Source organism: Amycolatopsis umgeniensis (assembly GCF_014205155.1).
Classification (GTDB): domain Bacteria; phylum Actinomycetota; class Actinomycetes; order Mycobacteriales; family Pseudonocardiaceae; genus Amycolatopsis; species Amycolatopsis umgeniensis.
This window is the reverse complement of sequence record NZ_JACHMX010000001.1, coordinates 2,346,862-2,370,814: the sequence shown is the minus strand read 5'-3', so window position 1 is coordinate 2,370,814 and position 23,953 is coordinate 2,346,862. Positions and strand designations below refer to the sequence as shown.

The 23,953-nt window shown below is 69.3% G+C and carries 21 protein-coding genes; 14 read left to right on the top strand and 7 right to left on the bottom strand.

Annotated features, from left to right (window positions below; translation table 11 throughout):
• Positions 1-63 precede the first annotated feature (63 nt).
• The 4 genes from HDA45_RS10565 to HDA45_RS10550 are packed head-to-tail and all read left to right on the top strand — an operon-like array spanning position 64 to position 6,034.
• Positions 64-429, top strand: a complete 366-nt coding sequence (locus tag HDA45_RS10565; protein WP_184894188.1) for a YbaB/EbfC family nucleoid-associated protein — start codon at positions 64-66, stop codon at positions 427-429.
• Positions 426-728: a WXG100 family type VII secretion target gene (locus HDA45_RS10560; RefSeq protein ID WP_343072043.1), complete on the top strand. Its 303-nt coding sequence runs from the start codon at positions 426-428 to the stop codon at positions 726-728. Before HDA45_RS10565 ends, HDA45_RS10560 begins: the two co-directional genes overlap by 4 nt.
• A gap of 13 nt (positions 729-741) precedes the next feature.
• On the top strand, positions 742-5,148 hold the full coding sequence (locus HDA45_RS10555) for a WXG100-like domain-containing protein (RefSeq protein WP_184894186.1): 4,407 nt from the start codon (positions 742-744) through the stop codon (positions 5,146-5,148).
• Positions 5,105-6,034 (top strand): hypothetical protein, encoded by a 930-nt coding sequence (locus HDA45_RS10550; RefSeq protein ID WP_184894184.1) that lies wholly within the window; start codon positions 5,105-5,107, stop codon positions 6,032-6,034. Before HDA45_RS10555 ends, HDA45_RS10550 begins: the two co-directional genes overlap by 44 nt.
• A 20-nt stretch (positions 6,035-6,054) precedes the next feature.
• Here the strand turns inward: HDA45_RS10550 and HDA45_RS10545 are convergent, their stop codons facing one another.
• Both HDA45_RS10545 and HDA45_RS10540 read right to left on the bottom strand, forming a co-directional pair.
• On the bottom strand, positions 6,055-7,308 hold the full coding sequence (locus HDA45_RS10545) for an ATP-binding protein (protein ID WP_184894182.1): 1,254 nt from the start codon (positions 7,306-7,308) through the stop codon (positions 6,055-6,057).
• Positions 7,305-7,970, bottom strand: a complete 666-nt coding sequence (locus HDA45_RS10540) for a response regulator transcription factor (protein ID WP_184894180.1) — start codon at positions 7,968-7,970, stop codon at positions 7,305-7,307. The genes HDA45_RS10545 and HDA45_RS10540 overlap by 4 nt, the downstream gene beginning before the upstream one ends.
• Positions 7,971-8,128: 158 nt before the next feature.
• Between HDA45_RS10540 and HDA45_RS10535 the strand changes: the two genes are divergently transcribed.
• The 4 genes from HDA45_RS10535 (at position 8,129) to HDA45_RS10520 (ending at position 11,862) form a co-directional block, all read left to right on the top strand.
• A complete protein-coding gene (locus HDA45_RS10535; protein WP_184894178.1) occupies positions 8,129-8,782 on the top strand; it encodes a helix-turn-helix transcriptional regulator in 654 nt (217 codons plus the stop codon).
• Complete coding sequence (locus HDA45_RS10530) at positions 8,782-10,431, top strand: right-handed parallel beta-helix repeat-containing protein (protein WP_184894176.1); 1,650 nt, start codon at positions 8,782-8,784, stop codon at positions 10,429-10,431. Before HDA45_RS10535 ends, HDA45_RS10530 begins: the two co-directional genes overlap by 1 nt.
• A 9-nt stretch (positions 10,432-10,440) precedes the next feature.
• Positions 10,441-11,103 (top strand): winged helix-turn-helix domain-containing protein, encoded by a 663-nt coding sequence (locus HDA45_RS10525; protein WP_184894174.1) that lies wholly within the window; start codon positions 10,441-10,443, stop codon positions 11,101-11,103.
• 366 nt (positions 11,104-11,469) lie between these two features.
• Positions 11,470-11,862, top strand: a complete 393-nt coding sequence (locus HDA45_RS10520) for a hypothetical protein (RefSeq protein ID WP_184894172.1) — start codon at positions 11,470-11,472, stop codon at positions 11,860-11,862.
• A 70-nt stretch (positions 11,863-11,932) separates the two neighbouring features.
• Here the strand turns inward: HDA45_RS10520 and HDA45_RS10515 are convergent, their stop codons facing one another.
• Positions 11,933-12,634, bottom strand: a complete 702-nt coding sequence (locus HDA45_RS10515) for an IclR family transcriptional regulator (protein ID WP_005158149.1) — start codon at positions 12,632-12,634, stop codon at positions 11,933-11,935.
• Between the two features lie 79 nt (positions 12,635-12,713).
• Here HDA45_RS10515 and leuC point away from each other — a divergent pair, with 79 nt between their 5' ends.
• The 3 genes from leuC (at position 12,714) to HDA45_RS10500 (ending at position 15,697) form a co-directional block, all read left to right on the top strand.
• Positions 12,714-14,132, top strand: a complete 1,419-nt coding sequence (gene leuC / locus HDA45_RS10510; RefSeq protein ID WP_184894170.1) for a 3-isopropylmalate dehydratase large subunit — start codon at positions 12,714-12,716, stop codon at positions 14,130-14,132.
• 40 nt (positions 14,133-14,172) lie between these two features.
• Positions 14,173-14,775, top strand: a complete 603-nt coding sequence (leuD, locus tag HDA45_RS10505) for a 3-isopropylmalate dehydratase small subunit (RefSeq protein ID WP_184894168.1) — start codon at positions 14,173-14,175, stop codon at positions 14,773-14,775.
• A gap of 253 nt (positions 14,776-15,028) precedes the next feature.
• Positions 15,029-15,697, top strand: coding sequence for an HU family DNA-binding protein (locus HDA45_RS10500; RefSeq protein ID WP_184894166.1), 669 nt, complete (start codon positions 15,029-15,031; stop codon positions 15,695-15,697).
• Between the two features lie 555 nt (positions 15,698-16,252).
• Here the strand turns inward: HDA45_RS10500 and HDA45_RS10495 are convergent.
• Genes HDA45_RS10495 through cofC form a run of 3 tightly spaced genes read right to left on the bottom strand, consistent with a single transcriptional unit; the run spans position 16,253 to position 20,188 of the window.
• Complete coding sequence (locus HDA45_RS10495; protein ID WP_184894164.1) at positions 16,253-17,188, bottom strand: NUDIX hydrolase; 936 nt, start codon at positions 17,186-17,188, stop codon at positions 16,253-16,255.
• Complete coding sequence (locus tag HDA45_RS10490; RefSeq protein ID WP_184894162.1) at positions 17,185-19,500, bottom strand: RNA degradosome polyphosphate kinase; 2,316 nt, start codon at positions 19,498-19,500, stop codon at positions 17,185-17,187. Before HDA45_RS10490 ends, HDA45_RS10495 begins: the two co-directional genes overlap by 4 nt.
• Positions 19,501-19,558: 58 nt before the next feature.
• Positions 19,559-20,188: a 2-phospho-L-lactate guanylyltransferase gene (cofC, locus tag HDA45_RS10485; protein WP_184905482.1), complete on the bottom strand. Its 630-nt coding sequence runs from the start codon at positions 20,186-20,188 to the stop codon at positions 19,559-19,561.
• A gap of 66 nt (positions 20,189-20,254) precedes the next feature.
• Between cofC and HDA45_RS10480 the strand changes: the two genes are divergently transcribed.
• The 3 genes from HDA45_RS10480 to HDA45_RS10470 all read left to right on the top strand — a co-directional run bounded on the left by HDA45_RS10480 (position 20,255) and on the right by HDA45_RS10470 (position 22,760).
• Positions 20,255-20,998 (top strand): 1-acyl-sn-glycerol-3-phosphate acyltransferase, encoded by a 744-nt coding sequence (locus HDA45_RS10480; protein WP_184894160.1) that lies wholly within the window; start codon positions 20,255-20,257, stop codon positions 20,996-20,998.
• Positions 20,998-22,023 carry an NAD(P)H-dependent glycerol-3-phosphate dehydrogenase gene (locus HDA45_RS10475; protein WP_184894158.1) on the top strand — a complete coding sequence of 342 codons (1,026 nt, stop codon included), beginning with the start codon at positions 20,998-21,000 and terminating at the stop codon, positions 22,021-22,023. The genes HDA45_RS10480 and HDA45_RS10475 overlap by 1 nt, the downstream gene beginning before the upstream one ends.
• 257 nt (positions 22,024-22,280) lie before the next feature.
• The gene (locus tag HDA45_RS10470) at positions 22,281-22,760 is read left to right on the top strand and encodes a cysteine dioxygenase (RefSeq protein WP_184894156.1); all 480 of its coding nucleotides are present in this window, start codon (positions 22,281-22,283) and stop codon (positions 22,758-22,760) included.
• Between the two features lie 159 nt (positions 22,761-22,919).
• On the opposite strand, the gene HDA45_RS10465 is transcribed toward HDA45_RS10470, so the two are convergent.
• A complete protein-coding gene (locus tag HDA45_RS10465) occupies positions 22,920-23,930 on the bottom strand; it encodes an asparaginase (protein ID WP_184894154.1) in 1,011 nt (336 codons plus the stop codon).
• Between the last annotated feature and the right edge of the window lie 23 nt (positions 23,931-23,953).

The window sequence follows — 23,953 nt, the reverse complement described above, 5'->3', positions numbered from 1 at the left end:
TCACGCGGCCCCGCGAAGCCCCTGGCGCCGACAAGCTGGCGGGGACGCGACAGGGGAGGTGCCATGGATTCGCCGTTCCAGCTGGACATGCGGGCCGAATACGGGCGGCTGGCCGAGGACATCCGTTCCACCCAAGGGCGGATGGCCCGGATCCGGGCCACCGCCGAATCCGACGACGGCCTGATCGGCGTGACCGTCGGCGGAGCGGGGGAACTCATCGAGCTGTGGCTGGACCCGCGGATCTACCGCGCGCCGGATTCGGCCGCGCTGGCACGGGACATCACCCGGACGTTCCACCGGGCCGTCGAACGCTCCCAAGAAGAGGTCATGGAGATCGTCGCGGGTTTCCTGCCCGCCGACGCCACCCCCGAGACGACGGATCTGCGGTTCGACCCGCTGCTGCACGAACTGGACAGGAGGCGCCGGTGAGCGGCATCGACATGTCCCCCGGCGAGACGACGGGACAGCTGAACAGGTTGCGCGCCGCCGGGGACGACCTCGAACCGGCTTGGCTGGCCCAGCGCGGCAAGATCGACGCCCCGGGGCAGATCGGCGGCGGCCCGCTGGGACGTGCTTTCACCGCCCTCTACTCGGCACCGAGGACAGCGGTGGCAGGCGCCATGGACCAGATTCCCGGGATCTACCGGCAATTGGCGGACAACGGCGGCCAGGCGGTGCAGGCCTACGAGGCCACCGACCGCGCCGCCGCCGGCCAGTACGACCGGTGAAACCACCGCGGCCATGACCGACATCGTCGAGCCGGACGGGGACCTCTGGAACTGGGTGGTCCGCAACGGCGGCCAGGCCAAGGAAGCCATCTGGCCGTCGGACAGCGAAACCGCCGCTGGGGAACTGGCGACGGCGTGGACCGACTCCGCGAAAGCGCTGCGCGGCGCCCTCGAGCTTTCCGACAGCGCCGCCGCGGAAGTGCGCAGGTTCTGGCGGGACGCCGCCGGGTTCGAGTTCTACTACGCCATTCATTCCTTGAACAACGGTTCGCCCGGCGAAACGGGGATCAAGGAGATGGCGGGCGTGATGGACGGTCTGTCCGCGGCCTGCCGCGAGTACGGAAACCTCATCGTCTCGGCGAAGCACGCCATCCGGAAGCACATCTCCGACAACAACGAGCTCTTCGGCCGGTGCACCGGCTGGGCGGCGCAGACGGTGTTCGCCATCAAGGTCGCCCAGCAGATCGCGACCCTGATGAACGATTTCGCCACCAAGGTCGGCAAACCGCCGGGCGAAGAGACCAAGAAGCCGAAAAAGCCGAAGGGTTTCTGGGGGAACGTCGGCGCATTCTTCGTCGGCATCGGCGAAGGCGCCGTCGAGATGTTCGTGGGCTTCGCCGCCCTGGCGGGCTACGGCGACGGGCACTTCTCCTGGTCGACCTTCGGCGAAGCGTGGAAGGGCCTCGGCAAGTTCGGCTTGGCCGTGGCGACCTACACGTCCCCGTCCCTGGCGCACCTCGACCAGACCGTCGGCCTCCCCGGTTTCGAACGCGGCGCCATGGGCGACACGCTGAAGGAAGCCGGCAAGGTGATGGTCGCGTGGGACACCTGGAGCGAGGACCCGTCCCGTGCGGCGGGTAAGACCACGTTCAACATCGCCAGCGCCGTGCTCGGCACGAAGGGCGCGGGCGCGGGGCTCCGCGGTGCCGGCGCGGCGGCGGCCGGGAGCAAGGTCAGCGCTGTCGCCGCCGTGGGCCGCGTCGCCGAAAAGGCGGGGACGGCGATCACGAAGATCCCCACCGGCACCGAACTGGCGGCGAAGGCCGCCCGCCGGATCCCGGGCGTCGACTCGCTGCTCTCGAAGGTGGGGCTCGGCCACACACCCGCCCTCGACAACCCCACTCCACCGCACACCCCGCGCACGCCGGACGACACGCCGCCGACGACTCCGCCGGGAACCCGGACACCGGACGGCCCACCGCCCGAGCGGCCGCCGAACCGGCCGCCTGGCGACCGGACCCCGGACCACGTTCCCGAGGAGCGACGCCCCGCCAGGACACCGGAAGAGCGGACTCCCGATCCCGCGACCCGGCCGGAGCCTGCGACCCGCCCCGATCCCGCGACCCGGCCGGAGCCCTCGACTCGGCCGGAGCCCTCGACCCGCCCCGATCCCGCGACGCGCCCGGAGCCCGCCACTCGACCCGAACCCGCGACGCGGCCCGGTTCCGTCGGCGAAGCCATGGAGCAGGGTTCTCCTCCTCCCAAAGCGCACGAGGAACCTCCCGCCGCCCCGGCACGGGAACACGAGGCCCCACCGGCGGCCCGTTCCGAGAACCCCTCCGAAGCCGCCTCCGAGGCGCCCGCTCATCGCGAGCGGACCAACACTTCGGAAGGAAACCCCGAAGCTGCGGGCCATCGGGCGAAGGACGCGGACGAACTGAAGGCCACCATCAACCCCGAGACCGGCGAAGTCCGGATGTCCGACCGGGTCGACCCGGCCGACACCCGCGAGTCGATGCCGCCCCGCGACGCCGAGGCCGTCCGGAAGGCACAGCAGGAATGGGCGACCGCCGCCCCTGTCCAGCCGAAGACGCCCACGCAGAAGGCGATCTACACGACGGCTCGCGTCCTCGGGCTGGTGCACGTCGGTGAGGACATGGCGCTGGGGCACCACATGATTCCCAGCAGTGATCCGCCGACGCCGCACCCCACCAAGGAACCGACGCCGAAGGACAAGGAGAAGACGCCGGAGAAGAAGTCCACTCCGGACTCCTTGCCGGAGGGCGACCCCGGCCTCCCGCCGAGAGGCGACACCACCTTCGTCGACGTGGACCTCGACGCGGGCAAACCGCGCCACGGCGAGCCCCCGGACGCGCCGCCCGCGCCCGAACCGCCGGACCCGACGCCCATCGGACCTCGCGACCCGAAACCGGATCCCACGCCGCGGCCGGCGGGCGGAGCAGCCGAACCGCCGTCCGCCGGCGGACCGCGCACCGCGAACCGCTGGGATCCGGTGGGAGAGCCGGTACCGCGCAGGCCCGGCTCCAGGTTCCCGTTGGGCGAATCGATTTTCGATCAGCTCCAGCGGCGGCCGGAACTCCCGACGCGGGGCGGCGTCCACCCGAACCATCCGGACCCGCCTCGCACGCCGGATCCGGACGTTCCTCCGCCACGGGACATCGAGTCCGCCATCAACCCGCAGGAATCGTCGCCGCCAGGGGGAGACCACCACCACGACGGCGGGGATTCGCCTCCGCCCCGTGAGGAAACGGGTGTCCCGGACCAGGATCCGCTGAACCCGCACCGCGCACCCGACCCCGATCTGGACCCGCAGATCCAGACGCGTTGGCACGAACCCGAGTTCGATCACGTGGAGCCGAAGCGTCTTGGCGAGAACGATTCGTTCTTCGCCTCGGACGAGAAGCTGAACCCTCGCACCCGGTACGACGTATCCGGTCCCGACGGCACCGTGCGCAGCCACGCCTACACCAATGACAAAGGTGTGGTGACCCATGTCGAAGCCGTGGCGCCGAACAACCGGCACCACATCAACCCGGAAGTCGCCTGGCCCGCCCGCAACGCCGACTACCGCGTCCAGGTCGGCCACCGGGTGGACTCGTTCGCGACCAAAGCCGACGGCACGACCGCGACCACCACGACGGCGAAGCGGGTCGATACCGTTCACGGCAAGCAGTTCGTGACCCGGAACGCGGATGTCACGACACCGGACCCTCCGTCGAAGACCGTGCGAGTACCGAACGAGGACATCCCGGCGCCCAAAGTGGACGAACAGTTCAGTCGCCGCACTGATCTGAAGCCGGACACCCGCTACCACGTGGTCGACGCCGAAGGCAATCCTCGCGGGACCTTCCAGACCGACGAAACGGGCAAGGTCAAGTGGATCGACACCGACCAGCATCCCGGTCGGCCGAACCCGGAACTGGCGGACCGCCTCGGCGACGCCAACTACCGGATCGATCGCGGGCCGATGCACCAGGAGTACCGCGTCGACGCCGACGGGATCCCCGAGCCCGGCGTGAAGTACGAACGGCCCCGCACGGAGGGGCCGCCCGTGCACCACGACCGCGAGGTCGGTCAGTCCGAGGCGTTCAACCGGAAGCACACGGACGCGCACGGGAACCCCAAGCTGGATGCCGACGGAAACCCGACTCTGACGCCCAAACGGGCGCATACGGTGACCGACGAATACGGGCAACCCCGCGCGACCCACTACACCGACGAGAACGGGAAGATCACCCGCGTCGAGGCGGAGACCGGCCAGCGCGGGCGGACGAACCCCGAAATCAAACACGGGACCAAGGCACGCGCGGACGTCACCCAAGACGGTTTCTACGGAACCAAGAGGGCGAAGAACCCCGAACAAACGTGGCCGAAGCCCGACAACGAGGTCACCTACAACGCGAAAGACGAGACCTTCCCCCACGGGAAGACCGACGACTGGACTCCTCAGCAGCACGAGCGGGTGACGAAGGACTTCAGCGGCAAGCAGGGCAAGCCGTTCGCGAACCGGGCCGATCTGCCGCCGAACACCCGATTCACCCTGATCGACCACAAGGGCGAGCCCTACGGCACTTTCCAGACCGGCCCCACCGGAGCGGTCACCCATCTGCACACCGGGAAGCCGTTCGACGCGGATCTGAACCAGCCGCCGAGGTCGGCGGTGATCAGCGTGGACAACGGGACCGCCTTCCACCGCACCGACGCACGGGGCAACACCGTGGCGACCTCGGGCGTGCCGGATCCGAACGGAGCCTCCCAGTTGCGGCGCGATGGCAAGGCGCAGAGCCAGGTCGGCGCACGGGGCGGTCCTGAGGTGGATGCCGACGGCAAGATCGGCAAGAACATCGACGACGGCGGTCATCACCGCGGTACCGCCAGGGGCGGCGGCGGTGAGTCGATCAACCAGGGCACCGAAGGGCGCCGTCAGAACCAGGGCAACAAGGACACCCCGCTCACCCCGAAGGACGACACTTTCTACGCGCTCGAGCGCAGCCAGGACGCCGCGGGCAATGTCGTTTGGGAAGATGTCTTCGAGGTTCGTGATCGCGGGGTGGACGACGCCCACTCACGCCACGTCCGGTGGCGAGAAGTCGACGAAAACGGCAGGACGACCATCCACGTGAGGAGTTTCCCCAATGACCACAACGTCGAACTCTGGCCCGCGAGCTTCCGGGCCTGACGACGACCCTGCCGAGCTGGAACAGCAGGTGGGGAACGCGCTCGTCGACCTCGTCGGTGAGCAGGGCTGGCGCCGTATCGACCTGATCAGCCGGATGACCGTTCCGGTGCAGGATCTGGCGCTGACAGTCCTTCGCGACGACGGTTCGACGGTCGAGATCGCCCCGCCGGTGGAACTCAACCGGCCGCTGGCCCGGTTGCGGGTCGCGCTGTACCGGCGTGAGCCGGAACGCGGAGCCTGGTTCTCCGCGCGGTTCACCCTCGAATCCTCGGGCTCGTTCTTCCGCAGCTACAACCGTGATTACGAACCGCATTGGGATCCGGCCATCGAGGATTCGAACTACGCGGAGGATCTCAAGCTGTTCGCGAGGGAACTCGAACACACCCCGGAGTGGCTGCTCGACAAGCTTCCCGAATGGAAGGACCGCCCGGCCCCGCCGGAAAAGGACATCACCGAACTGATCCCCTTGAACCAGGCACTGGTCGGCGAGGTGGTCACGGCGTTCCGCGACCATCTGATCCAGCGCGCGCCGGTCGACTGGCAGCAGGTCTTCGTCGATTTCCGTTCGGTCGGCGGCTATGTGGAGGTCCGCGCGCAGGTGCTGACCGTCTTCGGACAGGCGATCGAATGGGAGCCCCCGGGGGCCGTCGAGTTCTTCGTCGGTCTGCGCGGTGAGATGTACAAGCCGGGGGAGGGCACCTGGACCTCCGTCAAGTTCCAGCTCGTGGTCAACGGCAAGTTCAGCGCCGAGTACGGCTGGTACGACGAACCGGATTGGGACCACCGCCCCGGCGAGCGGTTCTTCCAGGAGGAACTGCGGATGTACCCGCGTGAGGACGAGCACGTTCCCGGCTGGCTGCGCGAAGGCGCGGAACCCCGGCGTTAGTGGCCTCCCGTGTTCCCGTCTCAGGAAGTGCTGACCGGGAACCGCAGTTCGAAGATCGCGCCGCCCTCGTCGGCGTTGTACACCGCGAGCGTGCCGCCGTGCGCCTGTGCGACCCACCGCACGATGGACAGCCCGAGCCCGGAAGACCCGCCGGTGCTGGCGAACCGGTCGAAGGCGTCGCCCGCCATCGTGGTGTCGATACCCGGGCCGTGGTCCGCGACGGTCACGGTGCCGCCGGCGACGGTCAGGTGCACGAACGCCTTCGCGCCGGGTTGGCGGCCGTAGCGCACGGCGTTGTCGAGGAGGTTGCCGATCGCCCGTTGCAGCAGCGCGGGATCGGCGTCGACCTTCGTGGGCGCGGCGGTGACGGTGACTTCGGCGCTCTCGGTCGCGGTGTCCTCGACCACGCCGACCACCAACTGGTCGAGCCAGATCGGCTGGATGCTCAGTTGTTCCACGCCCGCGGCGAGCCGGGCCCGCACGAGCAGGTCGTCGATGATCCCGCCCATCCTCGCGGCGAGGCGGACGGTCCTCGGCAGGAGTTCCGCCGACTGGGCGGGGTTCGCCATCGCGGTTTCGGCGAGCGCGCGCAGGGCGGCGACCGGGGTGCGGAGGTCGTGGGCGGTTTCGGCGAGCAGAACTTCCTGTTGCTGCAAGGCGGCGGCCGCGGGCCGGATCGAGCGGCCGGACAGCAGGTGACCGGCGAAGCCGAGTACCGCGATGAGCAGAACGGTGCCGCCGACCACCAGCAGCGTGAACCGGGTGTGCGCGTCGTCCTCGGTTTCGGTCGACTGCACCGCGACGACGGCCGCGAAAGTTTTGCCGTCGGTGTCGCGCAACGGCACGGCGCGGACCTTGACCACCGAGCCGTCGGTGCCCTTTTGCGGACCCTGGACCAGTTTGCCGGTCCGGACCGCTTCGGTGGCGAGGCCGTTCAACAACTGCGCGCTCATCGGGACGCAGGCCGCCCGTGAAAGGTGCGCCTGGAAGGCGGGCGCGCCGCCGGGCAGGATCGCGAACTGCGGGCAACGGTCGTTCAGCACGTCGGTGTTGACCAAACCGAAGTCGACGGTGCCGTCGAAGGCGACCAGCCTGCTGACCGAAGACGTGACCTGGACCAGCGAGGCGTCGATCCGCTGCTCGCCCTGTTCGCCGTCCTCGCTGATGAGCAGCCACGCGAACACGACCAGCCCGAGCGTGTTCATCACGGTGAACAACGCCGTCAGCATCCAGCGCAGCCTGCGCAGCCGATCGGCCGAGGAATGGGTGTTCACCGGGCGCCCAGCCGGTAGCCGAGGCCGCGGACGGCGTGGATCAGCTCGGGTTCCTTCAGCTTGCGGCGCAACCGCTTCACCACCACATCGACCACATTGGACATCGGGTCGGCCTGCGCGTCCCAGCAGTGCTCGATCAGATCGGCCCGCTGCACCGGGAGCCCCGCCCTGGTCAGCAGGTATTCGAGCACGGCGTACTCCTTGTTGGTCAAGGTGAGCAGCACCCCCGCCCGGCGCACTTCGCGCCGCGCGCAGTCCATCACCAGATCTTCGTGGTGCAGCACCGAGGGCCGGTCGAACGCGGACCGGCGGCACAGGTTGGTCACCCGCTCGGTCAGCTCGGCCATCACGAACGGTTTCACGAGGTAGTCGTCGCCGCCGTGCTCGAATCCGGCCACCCGGTCGGCGAGCGCGTCGCGGGCGGTGAGGAACAGCACCGGCGCCCGCCAGCCCAGCTGCCGTCGCATGTGGACGTAGTCGATGGCGTCGCCGTCGGGGAGCATCCGGTCCAGCACCACGCAGTCGTGGTGCGTCCCGCGCAGCAGCCGGTCCGCGGTCGCGATGTCGCCCGCGTCGTCGACGGCGAAGCCGGCCGCGCGCAGCTGCGTGACCAGCGCGAGCCGCAGATTCTCGTCGTCTTCGACGACCATCACCCGTGTCATCAAAACCTCATGTTCGGACAGCGAAAGTAGACGCGTGCAGTTCCACGGTGCCCCTGAACGCTAACGCGTCGGGTGGCCCGGCCGGCCCGGACGGCGGGAACTGGCATGAACAGGACGTCGTCGGCGGTACCGCGCCGGGGAAGAGGGAGGTACCTGCGATGACCGTGCAGACCGGACAGCTCAGCCTGGTCGTGGGGGCGGGCCCGGCCCGTGACCGGACGGGGCTCGGCGAACTGCTCGCGGAAGCGACCGGCGAAGTGCTCGTCATGAGCACGGGGACGGACTCCGCGTTCCAGCGGATCGCGCTCGCGAACGTGCGCCCCGGCGTACGCCACAAGGTGCTCTTCCCCGACTCCGCGCGGATGTCCGGCGCGCTCAACCGGCTTTCGCGCGCCGGTGCCGAGGTGCGGACCGACGCCGAGATCCCGATGGACGCGCTGGTGCTCGACCGGACCTCGGTGGTCCTGCCCGCGGACGGCAGGCAGGCCGGGTCCGCGGTGTTCCGGCTGCCCGGTGTGGTCACCGCGACGGTCGGCCTGTTCGAGCGGATCTGGCAGGCCGCCGCTCCGCTCGTCCCGCTGGACCTCGCGGAGCCCGAGGACGCTTCGATGCTGACCTGCCGCGAGCAGGAGTTGCTGACGCTGCTCTTCTCCGGCACGACCGACGAATCCGCCGCCGCGCGGCTCGGCGTCTCGGTGCGCACGGTGCGCCGGATGGTCGCCGACATCATGAACCGGCTCGGTGCCCGCAGCCGGTTCCAGGCCGGCGCCAAAGCCGTCGACCGCGGCTGGCTGATGGCCAAGGCGGGCTGATGACCACCTCGACTCCCGGCCGTGTCCTGCTGGTGGCGCGCAGGCCCGGCGCGTATCAGACCATCGGCGACGCCTTGGCGGAGGCGCCCGACGGCGCCGTCATCACCATCGCGGGCGGCGAATACGCGGAAACCGTCGAACTGACCCGCCTGCGAGTGACCCTCGCCGCGGTGGAAGGCGCCACCGTCGTCGTCGACGGCCGCGGCGCCGACCGGCCCGTGTTCCGCACCACCGGTGGAGCGCTCGTCCTGAAAGGGATCGAAATCCTGGCGGGCGGCGCGTCGGCGATCCAGGCCGACGACACGGAACTGGCCGTCCGGCGGTGCACCGTCTCCGGCGGGCGCGGACCGGCGGTCGCGATCCGCGGGACGACGGCGTTCACCCTGTCCGGTTGCGTGATCTCGGCGGCGGAACAGGGGATCCTCGTCGACGGCGCGCCCGGCAGGATCGAGGACACCACCGTCGAAGACGTGATGGGGGACGGGATCACGCTCGGACAGGGCGCCGATCCGGTCGTGACCGGCTGCACGGTGACCGGCTGCGGGCTGCGGGGCGTCTACGTCTACCAGTACGCCCGGCCGGTCATCGAAGACTGCGTGATCTCGCACACCGGGCACGAGGGCATCGCCGTGGCGCACCACGGATCGCCGGTACTCGAGCGGTGCTCGATCACCGACACACGAAGCTCGGGGATTTCGTTCGCTTCCGGCTGCGGTGGTGAGATCTCCGCTTGCCGGGTCGGCAACACCGCGGAACCCGCGATCGCGATCGCCGAGGGCGCGACGCCGACGATCGCCGAGGCCAAGGATCCGGGCGGGTCGGGGGACGCCGCGTTGGACGAGATGCTCGCCGAACTCGACGCGATGATCGGTCTTCCCGGGGTGAAGGAGGAGGTCCGCGCGCTGGTCGACGAGTTGCAGGTCAACGAATGGCGGCGCCGGGCCGGGTTGCCGATCGGCGCCGCGGGCCACCATCTGATCTTCGCGGGCGCGCCGGGTACCGGGAAGACGACGGTCGCGCGGATCTACGGGAAACTGCTGAAGGCGCTGGGAGTCCTGCCGATCGGCCAGTTCCGTGAGGTTTCCCGCCGGGATCTCGTCGGGCAGTACATCGGGCACACCGCGGAGAAGACCGCGACAGTGTTCGAGGAAGCCAAGGGCGGCGTCCTGTTCATCGACGAGGCGTACACGCTTTCGCGGCTCGCCGGTTCGGGCGGCGATTTCGGCCAGGAAGCGATCGACACCCTGGTCCCGTTGATGGAGGAGCATCGCGACGAGGTGGCGGTGATCGTGGCGGGCTACACCGGTGAGATGGTCGACTTCCTCAACGCCAACCCCGGTCTCGCCTCCCGGTTCGGCAAGACGATCGAGTTCGAGAACTACAGCCCCGGCGAGCTGCTCGCCATCTTCGGGCGGATGGCGTCGGCGGGGGACTACGAACTCGATCCCGGGGCCGCCCCGGTGCTGACCGAGCATTTCCGGCTCGTCGCGGGCGAGGTCAACTTCGGCAACGCGCGGGACGCGCGTCGGCTGTTCGAGAAGGTGCGCAAGGCGCAGTCGCAACGTTTGCGGCTGCTGGGCCGGATGCCCGCCGTCGAAGAACTGCGCGGGTTGCACGTGGCCGACGTGGAGGCCGCCATCGCACGATAACGTGCCGGTGTGCGGGTGCTGGTGACCGAAGACGACGAGAACTTGCGGGTGGCGCTGGAATTCGCCCTGCGCGGAGACGGGTTCGCGGTGGACACCGCCGCCGATCTGCCCGGCGCCGACGAGGCGCTGTCGGTGAACGCCTACGACTGCGCGGTGTTCGACAGGATGCTCCCCTCGGGTGACGCGCTGCTGTACGTGCGAAACCGGCGCGGCGCGGGATGGCCGCTTCCGGTGCTGTTCCTGACCGCGCGCGACAGCGTCGCCGACCGGATCGACGGATTGCGCGTCGGTGGTGGCGACTACCTGGTGAAACCGTTCGCGATGCCGGAACTGATCGCCAGGGTGCGCAGTCTGTGCCGTCGCGACATGGCCGGGCAGGCGGCGATCCTGCGCTGCGCCGACGTCGAACTCGACACCGGCAGGCACCAGCTTTCGCGGGCGGGGGTGCTGCTCACCGTGACCCGCAAGGAGTATCTCGTCATGGAACGGCTGATGGCCGCGTCCGGACGGCCGGTCTCCCGGCGGGAACTGATCCGGTACGCGTGGGACGAGATGGCGGATCCGTCGTCGAACGTGCTGGACGTTGTGATCGCGCGGCTGAGGCGGAAGCTGAAGGATCCGCCGCTGATCCACACCGTACGAGGCTCTGGCTATCGCATGGCGCCGCTTTAGCCCTCGTGGGGTGCATCAGGTGTCACTGGGGTCACGGGAGTCACAGCCTCTCCGCACCGAAGCCCTGCCGACACCCCTGCATACCGTGAAATACGTGAAGGTCGAGTTTCCTCGGCTGAGCCGAGGGAAGGGGTCCTTCACGCGGCCTCGCTGTGACTACTGATGCTTCCGGGCCAACCGGTGCGCCGGGGTGTCCGTGAAGGCCTCCTTCCCTACCTTGAGAGTAGGGAAGGAGGCCTTCACGGACATGCCACCTGGCAGGACACGGCCGCCGGCGATGGCAGGCCTCAATCCGGGCGGCCGAACCCGCCCCGGATGTGCCATGCTCGACAGCGCACGAGGCGGCGAAACCGAGAGGTGACGAGGGTGTCCATCTGGGCAGGCGTGATCAATTTCGTCCGGGCGCGATACGAGGTGCTCGAAGAGCGGGACGGCTGGCTCCGGTTCCGGGTCGACACCGGCGACGGCCGCGGCCAGCAGGTGTCCTTGCACCACTTGCCCGACCACGACGGCGCGGAGTGGGTGGAGATCTCGTCCCCGGTCGGCTGGGCGGACAAGATCGACCTGCGCCGCCTGCTCGAACTGGCCGGCGGTGATTCGGTCGGCGGCGCGGCAGTGGTGGACGGCGTCGCCCTGCTCAAGCACACGATCCCGCTGGTCGACCTGAACCTGCGGAACGAGTTCGAACATCCGCTGAAGTCCCTCGTCACGCGTGCCGACACCCTCGAACACGAGCTCACCCGAGCCGACGAGTTCTGATAGGACGGTCCGGTCCCACGCAAAGGCCCCCTTGCCGCGGCAAGGGGGCCTTCGTATGCGTCCGGACGGCTCAGAGGCGCTCCTGGAGCGCGTCCGCGGCGGCGAGGAGGTCCGCGGCCCAGCGCGCCCCCGGCTTACGCCCTATCCGTTCGATGGGCCCGGAAACCGACACCGCGGCGACGACGGTGCCCGTCGAATCCCGCACCGGCGCCGAGACACTCGCCACACCCGGCTCCCGTTCGGCCACACTCTGGGCCCAGCCGCGACGGCGGACTTCGAGCAGTGTGCGCTCCCCGTACACGGCTTCGGAAAGGATCGTCCGCTGCGTATGCGGATCCGACCAGGCGGCGAGGACCTTCGCGCCGGAACCCGCCGTCATCGGCAGCCGTGAACCGATCGGCACCGTGTCACGGAGCCCGCTGGGCGGCTCCGCCGTCGAAACACAGACGCGCTGGACGCCGTCGCGACGGTAGAGCTGAACGCTTTCCCCGGTGATGTCGCGCAATTTCGGCAGCACCGAACTCGCCGCGTCGAGCAGCGGGTCGGTCGAGCCGCCCGCCAGTTCCGCGAGCGCCGTCCCCGGCCGCCAGCGCCCGTCGGGGCCCCGGCGCAACAGGCGATGCACCTCGAGGCCGACCGCGAGCCGGTGCGCCGTCGCGCGCGGCAAACCCGTCCGCGTGCACAGTTCCGCCAGGCCACAAGGATCTTCGGCCACGGCCTGAAGCACGGCCACGGCCTTGTCGAGTACTCCGATACCGCTATGCTGTCCCACAAGCCGATACTATCTTCCCGAAGTTTGAGATGTCCAGATGGTGGGAAGTACCGATTTCACCGCATGTGAGGAGCCGGAAATGCCCCGGACACTGGCCGAGAAAGTGTGGGAGTCGCACCTGGTGCGGCGCGGCGAGGGGGCCGAGCCCGACCTGCTCTACATCGATCTGCACCTGCTGCACGAGGTCACCAGCCCGCAGGCGTTCGACGGACTCCGCCTGGCGGGCCGGAAACTGCGCCGCCCCGACCTCACCATCGCGACCGAGGACCACAACGTCCCGACGATCGACATCGAGCTGCCGATCGCGGATCCCGTGTCCCGCACCCAGGTCGACACCCTTCGCAACAACTGCAAGGAGTTCGGTGTCCGGCTGCATCCGATGGGCGACGCCGAACAGGGCATCGTGCACGTCATCGGCCCGCAGCTGGGCCTGACCCAGCCCGGGATGACCGTGGTGTGCGGCGACAGTCACACCTCGACGCACGGCGCCTTCGGCGCGATGGCCTTCGGGATCGGCACCTCCGAGGTCGAACACGTGATGGCCACCCAGACCCTGCCGCTCCGTCCATTCAAGACGATGGCGATCACCGTCGAGGGCACCCTGCGTCCCGGCGTCACGGCGAAGGACGTCATCCTCGCGGTGATCGCGAAGATCGGCACCGGCGGCGGGCAGGGCTACGTCCTCGAGTACCGCGGCGAAGCCATCGAAAACCTGTCGATGGAAGCCCGGATGACGGTGTGCAACATGTCCATCGAAGCCGGCGCGCGCGCCGGGCTCATCGCACCGGACGAGACGACGTTCGCGTATCTGAAGGGCCGTCCGCACGCTCCGGAGGGCGCCGATTGGGACGCCGCCGTCGAGAACTGGCGCGAACTCCGCACGGACGAGGACGCCGTCTTCGACGCCGAGGTGCGCCTGAACGCCGACGAGCTCACGCCTTTCGTGACCTGGGGCACGAACCCGGGCCAGGGTCTCCCGCTGGGCGCCGACGTGCCCGATCCCGAGCGCATCGGCGACGAGAACGAGCGCATCGCCGCTGAGAAGGCCCTGTCCTATATGGACCTGAAGCCCGGCACGCCGCTGCGCGAGATCGCGGTGGACACCGTCTTCCTCGGCTCGTGCACGAATGGCCGTATCGAGGATCTGAGGGCCGCCGCGGACGTCCTGCGCGGGCACAAGGTCGCCGAGTCCGTCCGGATGCTCGTCGTCCCCGGTTCGATGCGTGTCCGCCAGGCGGCGGAAGCCGAAGGGCTGGACCAGGTCTTCACCGAAGCGGGCGCGGAATGGCGTCAGGCGGGCTGTTCGATGTGCCTCGGCATGAACCCGGACCAGCTCAAGCCGGGCGAGCGCAGCGCGTCGACCTCCAACCGCAACTTCGAAGGCAGGCAGGGCAAGGGCGGCCGGACGCACCTGGTCTCGCCCCTCGTGGCGGCCGCGACGGCCGTGCGGGGAACCCTGTCCAGCCCCGAAGACCTGCAGCCCGCCACCGTCCGCTGACAGCGCTGACATCGCTGACATCCGCGAAGGAGTTCCCAACATGGATGCGTTCACCCACCACACCGGCGTCGGGGTCCCGCTGCGCAGGTCCAACGTGGACACTGACCAGATCATCCCGGCGGTCTACCTCAAGCGCGTGAGCCGCACCGGCTTCGAGGACGGGCTCTTCGCCGCCTGGCGGTCCGACGAGTCGTTCATCCTCAACCACGAGCCCTTCAAAAGTGGGTCGGTCCTGGTCGCGGGCCCGGACTTCGGCACCGGTTCCTCCCGCGAGCACGCGGTCTGGGCCCTGATGGACTACGGCTTCCGTGCCGTGATCTCGTCCCGGTTCGCGGACATCTTCCGCGGTAACTCGGGCAAGCAGGGCCTCGTCGCCGCTCAGGTCGAGCAGGCCGACGTCGAACTGCTGTGGAAGCTGCTCGAAAACGAGCCTGGGACGGAGGTCACGGTGGACCTCGAGTCGAAGACGGTACGAGCCAAGGACTTCACCGCGCCCTTCCAGATCGACGACTACACCCGCTGGCGGCTCCTCGAAGGGCTCGACGACATCGCCCTGACACTCCGCCACGCGGAGGAGATCGACACTTTCGAGATTCAGCGTCCCTCCTGGAAGCCGGTGACCCTCCCGGCGGCCACCTCCTAGGCCTGGTCAAAGGGGGCGGATTCCCTTGCTGAGCAGGGAATCCGCACCCCGGCCGAGGGTCCTTCGCAGAGCCCCGAAACCACACCGAACGGCACCTCGAGAGGCCCCGGAGGGGTCCCACGAGAGGCGGAACAGCCCCCGAGACAAGGGAAATTTCCGCGCGTCGTTTGGAATTTGTGCTGCATTGGTAATACCGTGTGCGCTAAGTCGGCCGACGGGGCCGTGTACAACAAGTTCTTCTTGGAGGACTGGAATGGCCAACAAGGCCCAGCTGATCGAGGCGCTGTCGGAGCGCCTGGGCGACAAGAAGGTCGCGTCGGAGGCCGTCGATGGCCTTGTCGACATCATCATCCGGACGGTCAACAAGGGCGAGAAGGTGAACATCACCGGCTTCGGTGTGTTCGAGAAGCGCGCCCGCGCCGCCCGTACCGCGCGGAACCCGCGCACCGGTGAGACCGTTCGCGTCAAGAAGACCAACGTGCCCGCCTTCCGCGCCGGCACGACCTTCAAGGACGTCATCAGCGGCTCGAAGAAGCTGCCGAAGGCCACCGCTGTGAAGCGCGCGACCGCAGGCACCACCACCACTCGGGCCGCCGCCACCCGCGCGACGACGACCCGGACGGCCGCCAGCCGCCCGGCCGCGACGCGTTCCACCACCACGCGGACCCGCGCCGCCGCGGCCACCACGCGCACCGCCGCGAAGCCTGCCGCCAAGGCGACCGCGACCAAGGCGCCGGCCAAGGCGACCGCCGCCAAGGCCGCGCCGAAGACCGCGGCCAAGGCCACGACTCGCGCCACCACGGCCAAGAAGGCGACAGCCACCAAGGCCGCCGCGAAGCCGGCCGCCAAGGCGACAGCCGCCAAGGCTCCCGCCAAGAAGGCTCCGGCCAAGCGGACTTCGGCGGCCGCGAAGAAGAAGTAAGCTCTCTCTCCGAGTGAGCCAACGGCAGGGCCCCGCGCACGGCGCGGGGCCCTGCCGCATTTTCGGGATAGGGCAGGCCAGGAACCCGCTGACGTGGACGGATCTCCGCGAAGCGCGCTGTGGGGCCTGATTCCCTCTGACGCGCTCGCATACGGTTTCCGGGGGAAAGGGGGCCCCGCGGATGATCCACGGCGGTCTGTGGCCGAATGCGCGGCGCCTGTGGCGATTGCCCGGCGCGAGGGAACCACGTCGCCGAATTGGTCCGTCCGCTGCCCTGGAATCATCGGGAAAAGACCCGCGCGCGGTTTCCCGTCACCCTGATGGACGCATAACCCGTTTGGCCCTCCACAGTGGAACCGCGCTCGACGGAAACACTTCACCGGGCACTGGATCGCGAGCGCGCGTCACCCACGTGGGGGAGTCACTGGCAAAAGCGCTGGGTCTCGTGAGTGGCGATTCGGGTTCTCACCCTTGTCTGCCTTGAAGTCCGTGAAGGCCTCCTTCCCTACCTTGAGCGTAGGGAAGGAGGCCTTCACGGACATATTCGCTCGAGCGTCAGGGATGTGCGGGAGCAGGCGTCGGCAGAGGCGACGCGAAGTAGTCCGCCGCCACCAGCACCGGCCCGTCCTCTTCGGTCGGCGCCCGGAACGACAGCACCCAGAACGAGCCCTTCTTCGACGGCACCACACCGCCGCGCGCGGCGGGGAGGTCGACGCCGTCGCGGTCGGCCAGCGCGCTGACGACGTCCGGGATCACACCGCCCTGGCTCGAGATCACCGGTGTCCCGCCGTCGCCCGCGATGGCCAGCAACCGTGCGACACCGAGCACGGGGTCCGGCCAGTAGCCCTCTTCCGACAGCAGCGGCTCGTGCCGGATCTCGACCCCGAGATCTTCGGCGAGCCCGTTCACCGTCTGGACGCAACGAAGCCGCGGCGCCGAGAGGACCCTGCCGGGCGCGTAGTGCCGCAGCAGCGAACGCAGTGCTTCGGCCTGACGCTGACCCGCGTCCGACAGCGGCCGCAGGTCGTCGTCGCCGTTCCACTCGTCGCGTTTACCCGCTTTGGCGTGCCGCACCAGGATCACCGTGGTGAGTTCGGGCGGCAGCGCGGAGAACTCGCGCAGCACTCGCACGTCACCCGGTCGCGTCAGCAGTTTCTCCGCCGTCACGGCGTCGAGCCAACGCAGCTCGTCGACTTCCTCGTTCGGGGCGAACGAGCCGGAAGCCGCGCGGGCGGCGAAATAGTCGACGGTCTTCGGCAGTCCCGTCACGGTGTACTCGGTGCGGACCAGATAGCGGCCGAGCACGGCCTCGAATCCGGTCTCCTCCTCGATCTCCCGGACGGTGGCTTCCGCGATGGTCTCGCCCGGATCCAGCTTTCCCTTCGGCAGCGACCAATCGTCGTAGCGCGGCCGGTGGACCAGCGCGACCTCGATCCGGTCCCCGTCGCGACGCCAGAGGACGGCTCCCGCCGCCCGCACGACCCCGCTCATCCGGCGGCTCCGTGCCGCTTCGCCAGTTCGACCTGATGGTCGCGGACGTCGTCACCGGTCGCGGGGAACGGGGTCCACTCGCCGGTGGACGTCAGCACCCAGCACCGGGTCGCCGGATGCAGCGCGGACTCGAAGATGTAGTCCAGCTGCGCCGTCAGCTTCGGATCCTTGACCCGCACCAGCGCCTCGATCCGGCGGTCCAGGTTGCGGTGCATCATGTCCGCGCTGCCGATCCAGTGCGTGCCGCCCGCGCGGAAGTTGAAGATGCGCGAGTGCTCCAGGAAACGGCCGAGGATCGAGCGGACGTGGATGTTCTCGCTCAGTCCCTCCACACCCGGCTTCAGCGCGCAGATCCCGCGCACCACGATGTCGACCGGCACTCCGGCCTGTGACGCGTGGTACAGCGCGTCGATGATCTGCTCGTCGACGAGGGAGTTGCACTTGAGCCGGATCCCGGCGGTCTGCCCGGCGCGGGCGAGTTCGATCTCCTCGCCGATCGCGCGCACGATGCCGCGGCGGATCCCGTGCGGCGACGTGAGGATGTTGCGATAGGTGTCCTGGCGGGAGTACCCGGTGAGGACGTTGAACAAGTCCGTCAGGTCCGCGCCGATCGTCGGATCGGCTGTCAGGATGCCGAGGTCTTCGTAGAGGCGCGCTGTCTTCGGGTTGTAGTTGCCGGTGCCGATGTGGCAGTAGCGGCGGATGGTCGAACCTTCCTGGCGCACCACCATCGAGACCTTGCAGTGCGTCTTCAGCCCGACGAGGCCGTACACCACGTGCACGCCCGCGCGTTCCAGCGTGCGGGCCCAGGTGATGTTGGCCTGCTCGTCGAACCGCGCCTTGATCTCGACCAGCGCGACGACCTGCTTGCCCGCCTCGGCGGCGTCGATCAGCGCGTCGACGATCGGGGAGTCGCCGGAGGTGCGGTACAGCGTCTGCTTGATCGCCAGCACCTTCTCGTCCGCGGCGGCCTGTTCGATGAACCGCTGGACGCTGGTGGAGAACGAGTCGTACGGGTGGTGCACCAGGACGTCGCCCTCGCGCAGTGTCGCGAACACCGACTTCGGCGTCTCGCGCTCACCGAACGCGGGGTGCGTCGCCGGAACGAAAGGGCGGTCCTTGAGTTCTTTCCGGTCGACACCGGCCAACTGGTGCAGACAGGTCAGGTCCAGCAGGCCGGGGACCTCGACGACGTCGCGCGGGTCGACCTCCAGTTCGCGCAGCAGCAGTTCGAGCATGTGCTCGCTCATGTCCTGCGCCACTTCGAGCCGCACCGGCGGGCCGAACCGGCGCTGGGCCAGTTCGCGTTCCAGCGCCTGGAGCAGATCCTCGTCCCGGTCCTCTTCCACCTCGAAGTCCGCGTTGCGGGTGACCCGGAACGCGTGGTGCTCGGTGACCTCCATACCGGTGAACAGTTCGCCGAGGTGGGCGGCGATCAGTTCCTCCAGGGGAAGGAACGTCGCGGTGCGGACCTCGCGCGGCTGCTGCTCGATCCGCATCAGGCGCGGCACGTTGCTCGGCACCTTGACGCGCGCGAACCGCTCGGTGCCGCCCTCCGGATCGCGGACGGTCACCGCGAGGTTGAGCGAGAGGCCGGAAATATAGGGGAACGGGTGCGCGGGATCCACGGCCAGCGGTGTGAGCACCGGGAAGATCTGCTCGCTGAAGTAGTTGGACAGCCGGAGCTGGTCGGCGCCGGTCAGGTCGTTCCAGCCGACGATGTGGATGTCTTCGTCGGCCAGCTGCGGCCGCAGGTGCAGTTCGAAGGCGTTCGTGTGCCGCTCGACCAGATCCTGGTTCCGCTTGGCGATGTAGGCCAATTGCTCGCGCGGGGTGAGCCCGTCCGCGCTGCGGACCGGGAGCCCCGTCTCGTCACGGCGCTTCAGCCCGGCGACCCGCACCATGTAGAACTCGTCCAAATTGGACGCGAAGATCGCCAGGAACTTGCCGCGTTCGAGCAGCGGCTGCGACTCGTCCTCGGCCAGCGCGAGCACGCGCGCGTTGAAGTCCTGCCACGACAGCTCACGGTTGAAGTACCGGTCATCGGGCAGCGTCTCGACGGCGGTGGGCGCCGACGTCACCGCGGGCGGTGCGGCGGGCAGCGCGCGGAACTCCTGCGCGGGACGGCTCGCCGCCCCGCCGCGGGTCGCGCGGGGAGTGCGGTGGGTGCCGTTGCTCTTCACCGCGGGACCGGTCTTCCGCGCCCTGGCGGGTTTGGCCGCGCCGCTGTCCGGTTCCGGTTTCGCGGCGGAGGTCTTCCGCTTCCTTGCCGAGTTCGGGGTGCCGCCGTCGTTTGTGCTCACGGGCTTCATTGTTCACCACTCGGCGCGATTATGTGCGCCGCGCGCGGGTCGTCGGGGTGAACTCTCGTCACATCACCACGCAGGGTGTTCCCAACAGTGTTGAAGTGCGCTTTCCGACACCGAGGGTGCGGACGTGAGCGAGATCATCCGCGGTGTCCACGTCCGCGCGGAGCGATTCCGCGGGAATGGTGAGCGGGGTCGCACCGGACGCGGTGTGCGCCCGCGCGGAACCCTCGCCGAACCGGGGTCGCAGCGCGCGGCCCGCCCCTGCGAGCAAGAGTGTCGTGCCCGTTCCCTGCCGGTCCGCGACGAAAGCCCGGTTCCCGGCGGCTTCGGCGAGCGCGGCGGTGAGGTCCTCGGTCCGCAACGCGGGCAGGTCTGCCTGCAAGGCGCCGACGAGAGCGGACGGCGAGTCCCGGCGCAGCAGTTCTTCGCCGTAGCGCAGGGCCGTGTTCAAACCGCCGCGTGAAGGCTCGACGACGATCTCCACGCCCAGCTCGGTGAGATCCGCCACCGATGCCGGGTCCGCGGCGACCACCAGCACCCGGCGGACCCCGTCCGCCGAGGTCGCCGCGGACAGGGTGTCGTAGGCCAGCGCCAGCACCAGTTCGGCGTGTCGCTCGGGCACGACCGCGCCGCGGAGCCGCGACTTGCCCTCCGCCGGGCGTTTCATCGGCACGATCAGGTCGGTACCCACACTGTCCACATCTCTCTTCTTACCCGACCCTCCCTGGACCGCGCTCGCGTGCGCGCGGCAGGATCAGTGGCCTGGGACGACACGTGTGACTTCGAGGAGGACGAATTGGCCCGGCGTGAGAAGGGCGGCATCTGGGTTGGCATCGCCGCCGCACTGTTCTACCCGGCGACGGCCATCGGCAAGCGGGTCTACCGCAACGCCGGGCGGGTCCCCCGCGAAGGCGGCGCGCTGCTGTTGCTCAACCACGTGTCCCACATGGACCCGGTGGTGGACGCGGTGTTCGTGCACCGCCAGAAGCGGGTGCCGCGTTTCCTCGGCAAGGAGAGCCTGACCAGGACGCCGCTGTTCGGCAAAATCTTCGTCGGGGCGGGCCAGATCCCGGTTTCGCGGGGTTCGAAAGCCGCGGGAGACAGCCTCAAGGCCGCTCACCAGGCGCTGCGCGACGGCAAGATCGTGGTGATCTATCCCGAGGGGACGATCACCAAGGATCCGGACGGCTGGCCCAAGAAGCCGTTCACCGGCGCCGCGCGCCTCGCGCTGGAGACCGACGTGCCGGTGATCCCGATCGCCCGCTGGGGCACGAACCACATCTTCAACGGCTACACGAAGAAGTTCACGCCGTTCCCGCGCAAGACGATCACGCACCTGGTCGGCGAGCCGATGGACCTGTCGGCCTACAAGAACGGTTCCACGCGCAGCGCGTCCAAGCTGCGCGAGGTCACCGAGCTGATGATGACCGACATCACCGCCCTCCTGGCGGAAATCCGCCAGGAGGAACCGCCCGCGAAGAAGCCGGGGGAAGACGCCTGATGGCCGGAACCGCCACCGAGGTCCAGCGCCTGACCGTGCTCGGCGCGGGGTCGTGGGGGACGGCGTTCGCCAAGGTGCTCGGCGACGCCGGACGGGACGTGACCATCTGGGCCCGGCGGCCCGAGGTCGCGGCCGAAATCCGGGACGAGCATCGCAATTCATCCTATTTGCCCGATATCGAGCTGCCTTCGAAGATCACCGCGACGGCGGATCCGGCCGAGGCGCTCGACGGCGCGCAGGCCGTGGTCCTCGCGGTGCCGAGCCAGACGTTGCGGACCAACCTGTCGGAGTGGTCCGGTCTGCTGCCGTCCGAAGCGATCCTCGTGAGCCTCGCGAAGGGCGTCGAGCTGGGCACGCTCAAGCGGATGAGCGAGGTCATCGCCGAGATCGCCCGCGTCGACGACGGGCAGATCGTGGTCGTGTCCGGGCCGAACCTGGCGAAGGAGATCGCGCTGGGGCAGCCGGCGGCGGCGGTGCTCGCCTGCACCGACCACGACAACGCCAAGGCGATCCAGCAGGCGAGTTTCAACCAGTACTTCCGGCCGTACACCAACACCGACGTCGTCGGCTGCGAACTGGGCGGGGCGTGCAAGAACGTCATCGCGCTCAGCTGCGGGATGGCGGCGGGGCTGGGGCTGGGCGCCAACACCGTGGCCACGCTGATCACCCGGGGGCTGGCCGAGATGGCCCGGCTCGGCGCGAAACTCGGCGCCGACCCGCTGACCTTCGCCGGACTCGCCGGCGTCGGCGACCTGGTGGCGACGTGCTCGTCGCCACTGTCCCGTAACCGGACCTTCGGCGAGCGGCTCGGCCAGGGCGAGACGCTGGAACAGGCGCTGGCGGCCACCGGCGGTCAGGTCGCCGAGGGCGTCAAGTCGTGCACGTCGATCCGGGAACTCTCGCTGAGCCTCGGCGTCGACATGCCGATCACCGACGCGATGCACCGCGTCTGTCACGAAGGTGTCGACCCGCGACGTGCGGGCGCGGAGCTGCTCGGGCGGTCGCAGAAGCACGAGTGGTCCTGAGGAAGACCGCACGATCGCGACAGACCGGGTCCGATTCGTGCTGCGAGCATGGTCGGCGGGTGCAGAACTCACGGTCCACGGTATGAGATCGGTTGACCGCCGGGCTCCGCACTGGTTCGCTGAGGGCATGTTCGCACGTGGGATGACTGTGTCGCGGGGCCTCTCGGGTCTTGGTGCGGTCGCGTGCGCGTGTCTCTGTTGTCGGTGAACCCCGCCCCGGCCCAGTTCGACACTTCTTTCCTTTGCGAGGACTCCTCATGTTCGCCGTCCCGGACAACACGCTCGTCATTCCCGAAAACCCCGCCCTGCGTCACCCGGTGCGGGTCGCGCTCGAGTTCGCCGCGGATCGTGACCGCTGGCGGCACCTCCTGCGCTACGACCCCGAGGCGCGGTTTTCCGCCCTCGTCGACGTCGACGAACTGCAGGAGATCTGGCTGATGAGCTGGCTGCCCGGCCAGCACACCGACCTGCACGACCACGAATTCGCCGCGGGCGCGTTCACCGTGGTCGGCGGGAAGCTGAGCGAGACCGTCGCCCGGCGCGCGTCCGACGGGCGGGCGGTGACGGAGCTGCATTCGCTGTCCGAAGGGCAGTCGCGGGTCTTCGGCCCCGGCTATATCCACGAAGTGCGCAACGACGGCCCGGATCCCGCCGTCAGCGTGCACGTCTACCGGCACCAGACCCGCACCATGCGCCCGTACCACCTGGACCCGATTTCGGGTCCGATCCGGGACTAGCCCCTTCTCTTCCCGCATTTAGTCCTCTAAATGCGGGAAGAGCGCTGGGCCCGGTCCGTGAAGGCCTCCTTCCCTACCTTGAGCGTAGGGAAGGAGGCCTTCACGGACCTGCCCCGACAGGAACCCCACTTACGACCCGCTGGGCCGATCGCGGTCAGGTCAGGTGAGGTCTCCGCGAAGCCGGAACTCGGCTTCGACGCGTTCCCGGGAGGCACCGGTGGCGAGCAGGGTGTGCAGCAGGAGCCGGGACTTGCGCGGGTCGAGCCAGCCCGCCATGGTCACGCCCATCGCGATCAGGTCGGACTCCGAACCGCGGAAGCCGTAGGTACCGCGGAACGTCGGCCCGGCGCCGGTGCGGCCGGCGACCACGATCGGTAGGCCGGGGAGCGCGCGCTCGATCACGTCGGCTGTCCCGGCCGAGACGTGGCCGCCGCCGTTCGCGGCGAGCACCACTCCCTTGACCCCGGCCTTGATCAGCGTCTCCAGGAGTTCGCCGGTGTCCTCGACGCCGCTCTCGACGATCGGCACCAATCCGGAGAAGTCCGCGTCCACCAGGGACAGCGCGGGCGGGCGCGCGGCGACCGGGTGGAAGTAGTGCACCAGGCCCTCGCTGACCAGCGCGAGCGGCCCGGCGGGATTCGAGGAGAACGCCTCGACATGGCTCGAATGCGCTTTGCGGACCCAGCGTCCGGCGTGGACGTCGTCGTTGAACGCGACCAGCGAGCCGCGGCCCCGGCTGCGGGGATCGGCGGCGACGGTGAGCGCGGCGAGCAGGTTCGCGGGACCGTCCGCGCTGGGCAGGCTCGGGTTGCGCATCGCGCCGGTGATGACGATCGGGGCCTCGAAAGCCCAAGTCAGCTCGAAGAAGTACGCGGTCTCTTCGAGGGTGTCCGTGCCCTGGACCACGACGACGCCTTCCGCGCCTTCGGCGACGGCTCGGGCGGCCCAGTCCAGGGTCTTGACGAGGGTCGCGAAGTCCATCGAGGCGCTGGAAATGCCCGCGAGCGTCTCCGCGTGGACGTCCATCTCCAGGTTTTCGCCCAGTTCGCCGAGGAGATCCGCCGCGGTCAGCCTGGGGACGGCGTGGTCCTCGCCGTCGCCGGGGACCATGGAGATGGTGCCGCCCAAGGCGGCGACGGCGACCAGCGGCCGTCGGGATTCGCTCGACATACCGTCCATTCTTCCGGGTCCGG

Excerpts from the sequence above, each read along its gene's own strand:
- HDA45_RS10565 (WP_184894188.1), top strand. The coding sequence starts at position 64 with ATGGATTCGCCGTTCCAGCTGGACATGCGGGCCGAATACGGGCGGCTG.
- HDA45_RS10555 (WP_184894186.1), top strand. The coding sequence starts at position 742 with ATGACCGACATCGTCGAGCCGGACGGGGACCTCTGGAACTGGGTGGTC.
- HDA45_RS10550 (WP_184894184.1), top strand. The coding sequence starts at position 5,105 with ATGACCACAACGTCGAACTCTGGCCCGCGAGCTTCCGGGCCTGACGAC.
- HDA45_RS10540 (WP_184894180.1), bottom strand. The coding sequence starts at position 7,970 with ATGACACGGGTGATGGTCGTCGAAGACGACGAGAATCTGCGGCTCGCG.
- HDA45_RS10535 (WP_184894178.1), top strand. The coding sequence starts at position 8,129 with ATGACCGTGCAGACCGGACAGCTCAGCCTGGTCGTGGGGGCGGGCCCG.
- HDA45_RS10530 (WP_184894176.1), top strand. The coding sequence starts at position 8,782 with ATGACCACCTCGACTCCCGGCCGTGTCCTGCTGGTGGCGCGCAGGCCC.
- leuC (WP_184894170.1), top strand. The coding sequence starts at position 12,714 with ATGCCCCGGACACTGGCCGAGAAAGTGTGGGAGTCGCACCTGGTGCGG.
- leuD (WP_184894168.1), top strand. The coding sequence starts at position 14,173 with ATGGATGCGTTCACCCACCACACCGGCGTCGGGGTCCCGCTGCGCAGG.
- HDA45_RS10500 (WP_184894166.1), top strand. The coding sequence starts at position 15,029 with ATGGCCAACAAGGCCCAGCTGATCGAGGCGCTGTCGGAGCGCCTGGGC.
- HDA45_RS10495 (WP_184894164.1), bottom strand. The coding sequence starts at position 17,188 with ATGAGCGGGGTCGTGCGGGCGGCGGGAGCCGTCCTCTGGCGTCGCGAC.
- HDA45_RS10490 (WP_184894162.1), bottom strand. The coding sequence starts at position 19,500 with ATGAAGCCCGTGAGCACAAACGACGGCGGCACCCCGAACTCGGCAAGG.
- HDA45_RS10475 (WP_184894158.1), top strand. The coding sequence starts at position 20,998 with ATGGCCGGAACCGCCACCGAGGTCCAGCGCCTGACCGTGCTCGGCGCG.
- HDA45_RS10470 (WP_184894156.1), top strand. The coding sequence starts at position 22,281 with ATGTTCGCCGTCCCGGACAACACGCTCGTCATTCCCGAAAACCCCGCC.
- HDA45_RS10465 (WP_184894154.1), bottom strand. The coding sequence starts at position 23,930 with ATGTCGAGCGAATCCCGACGGCCGCTGGTCGCCGTCGCCGCCTTGGGC.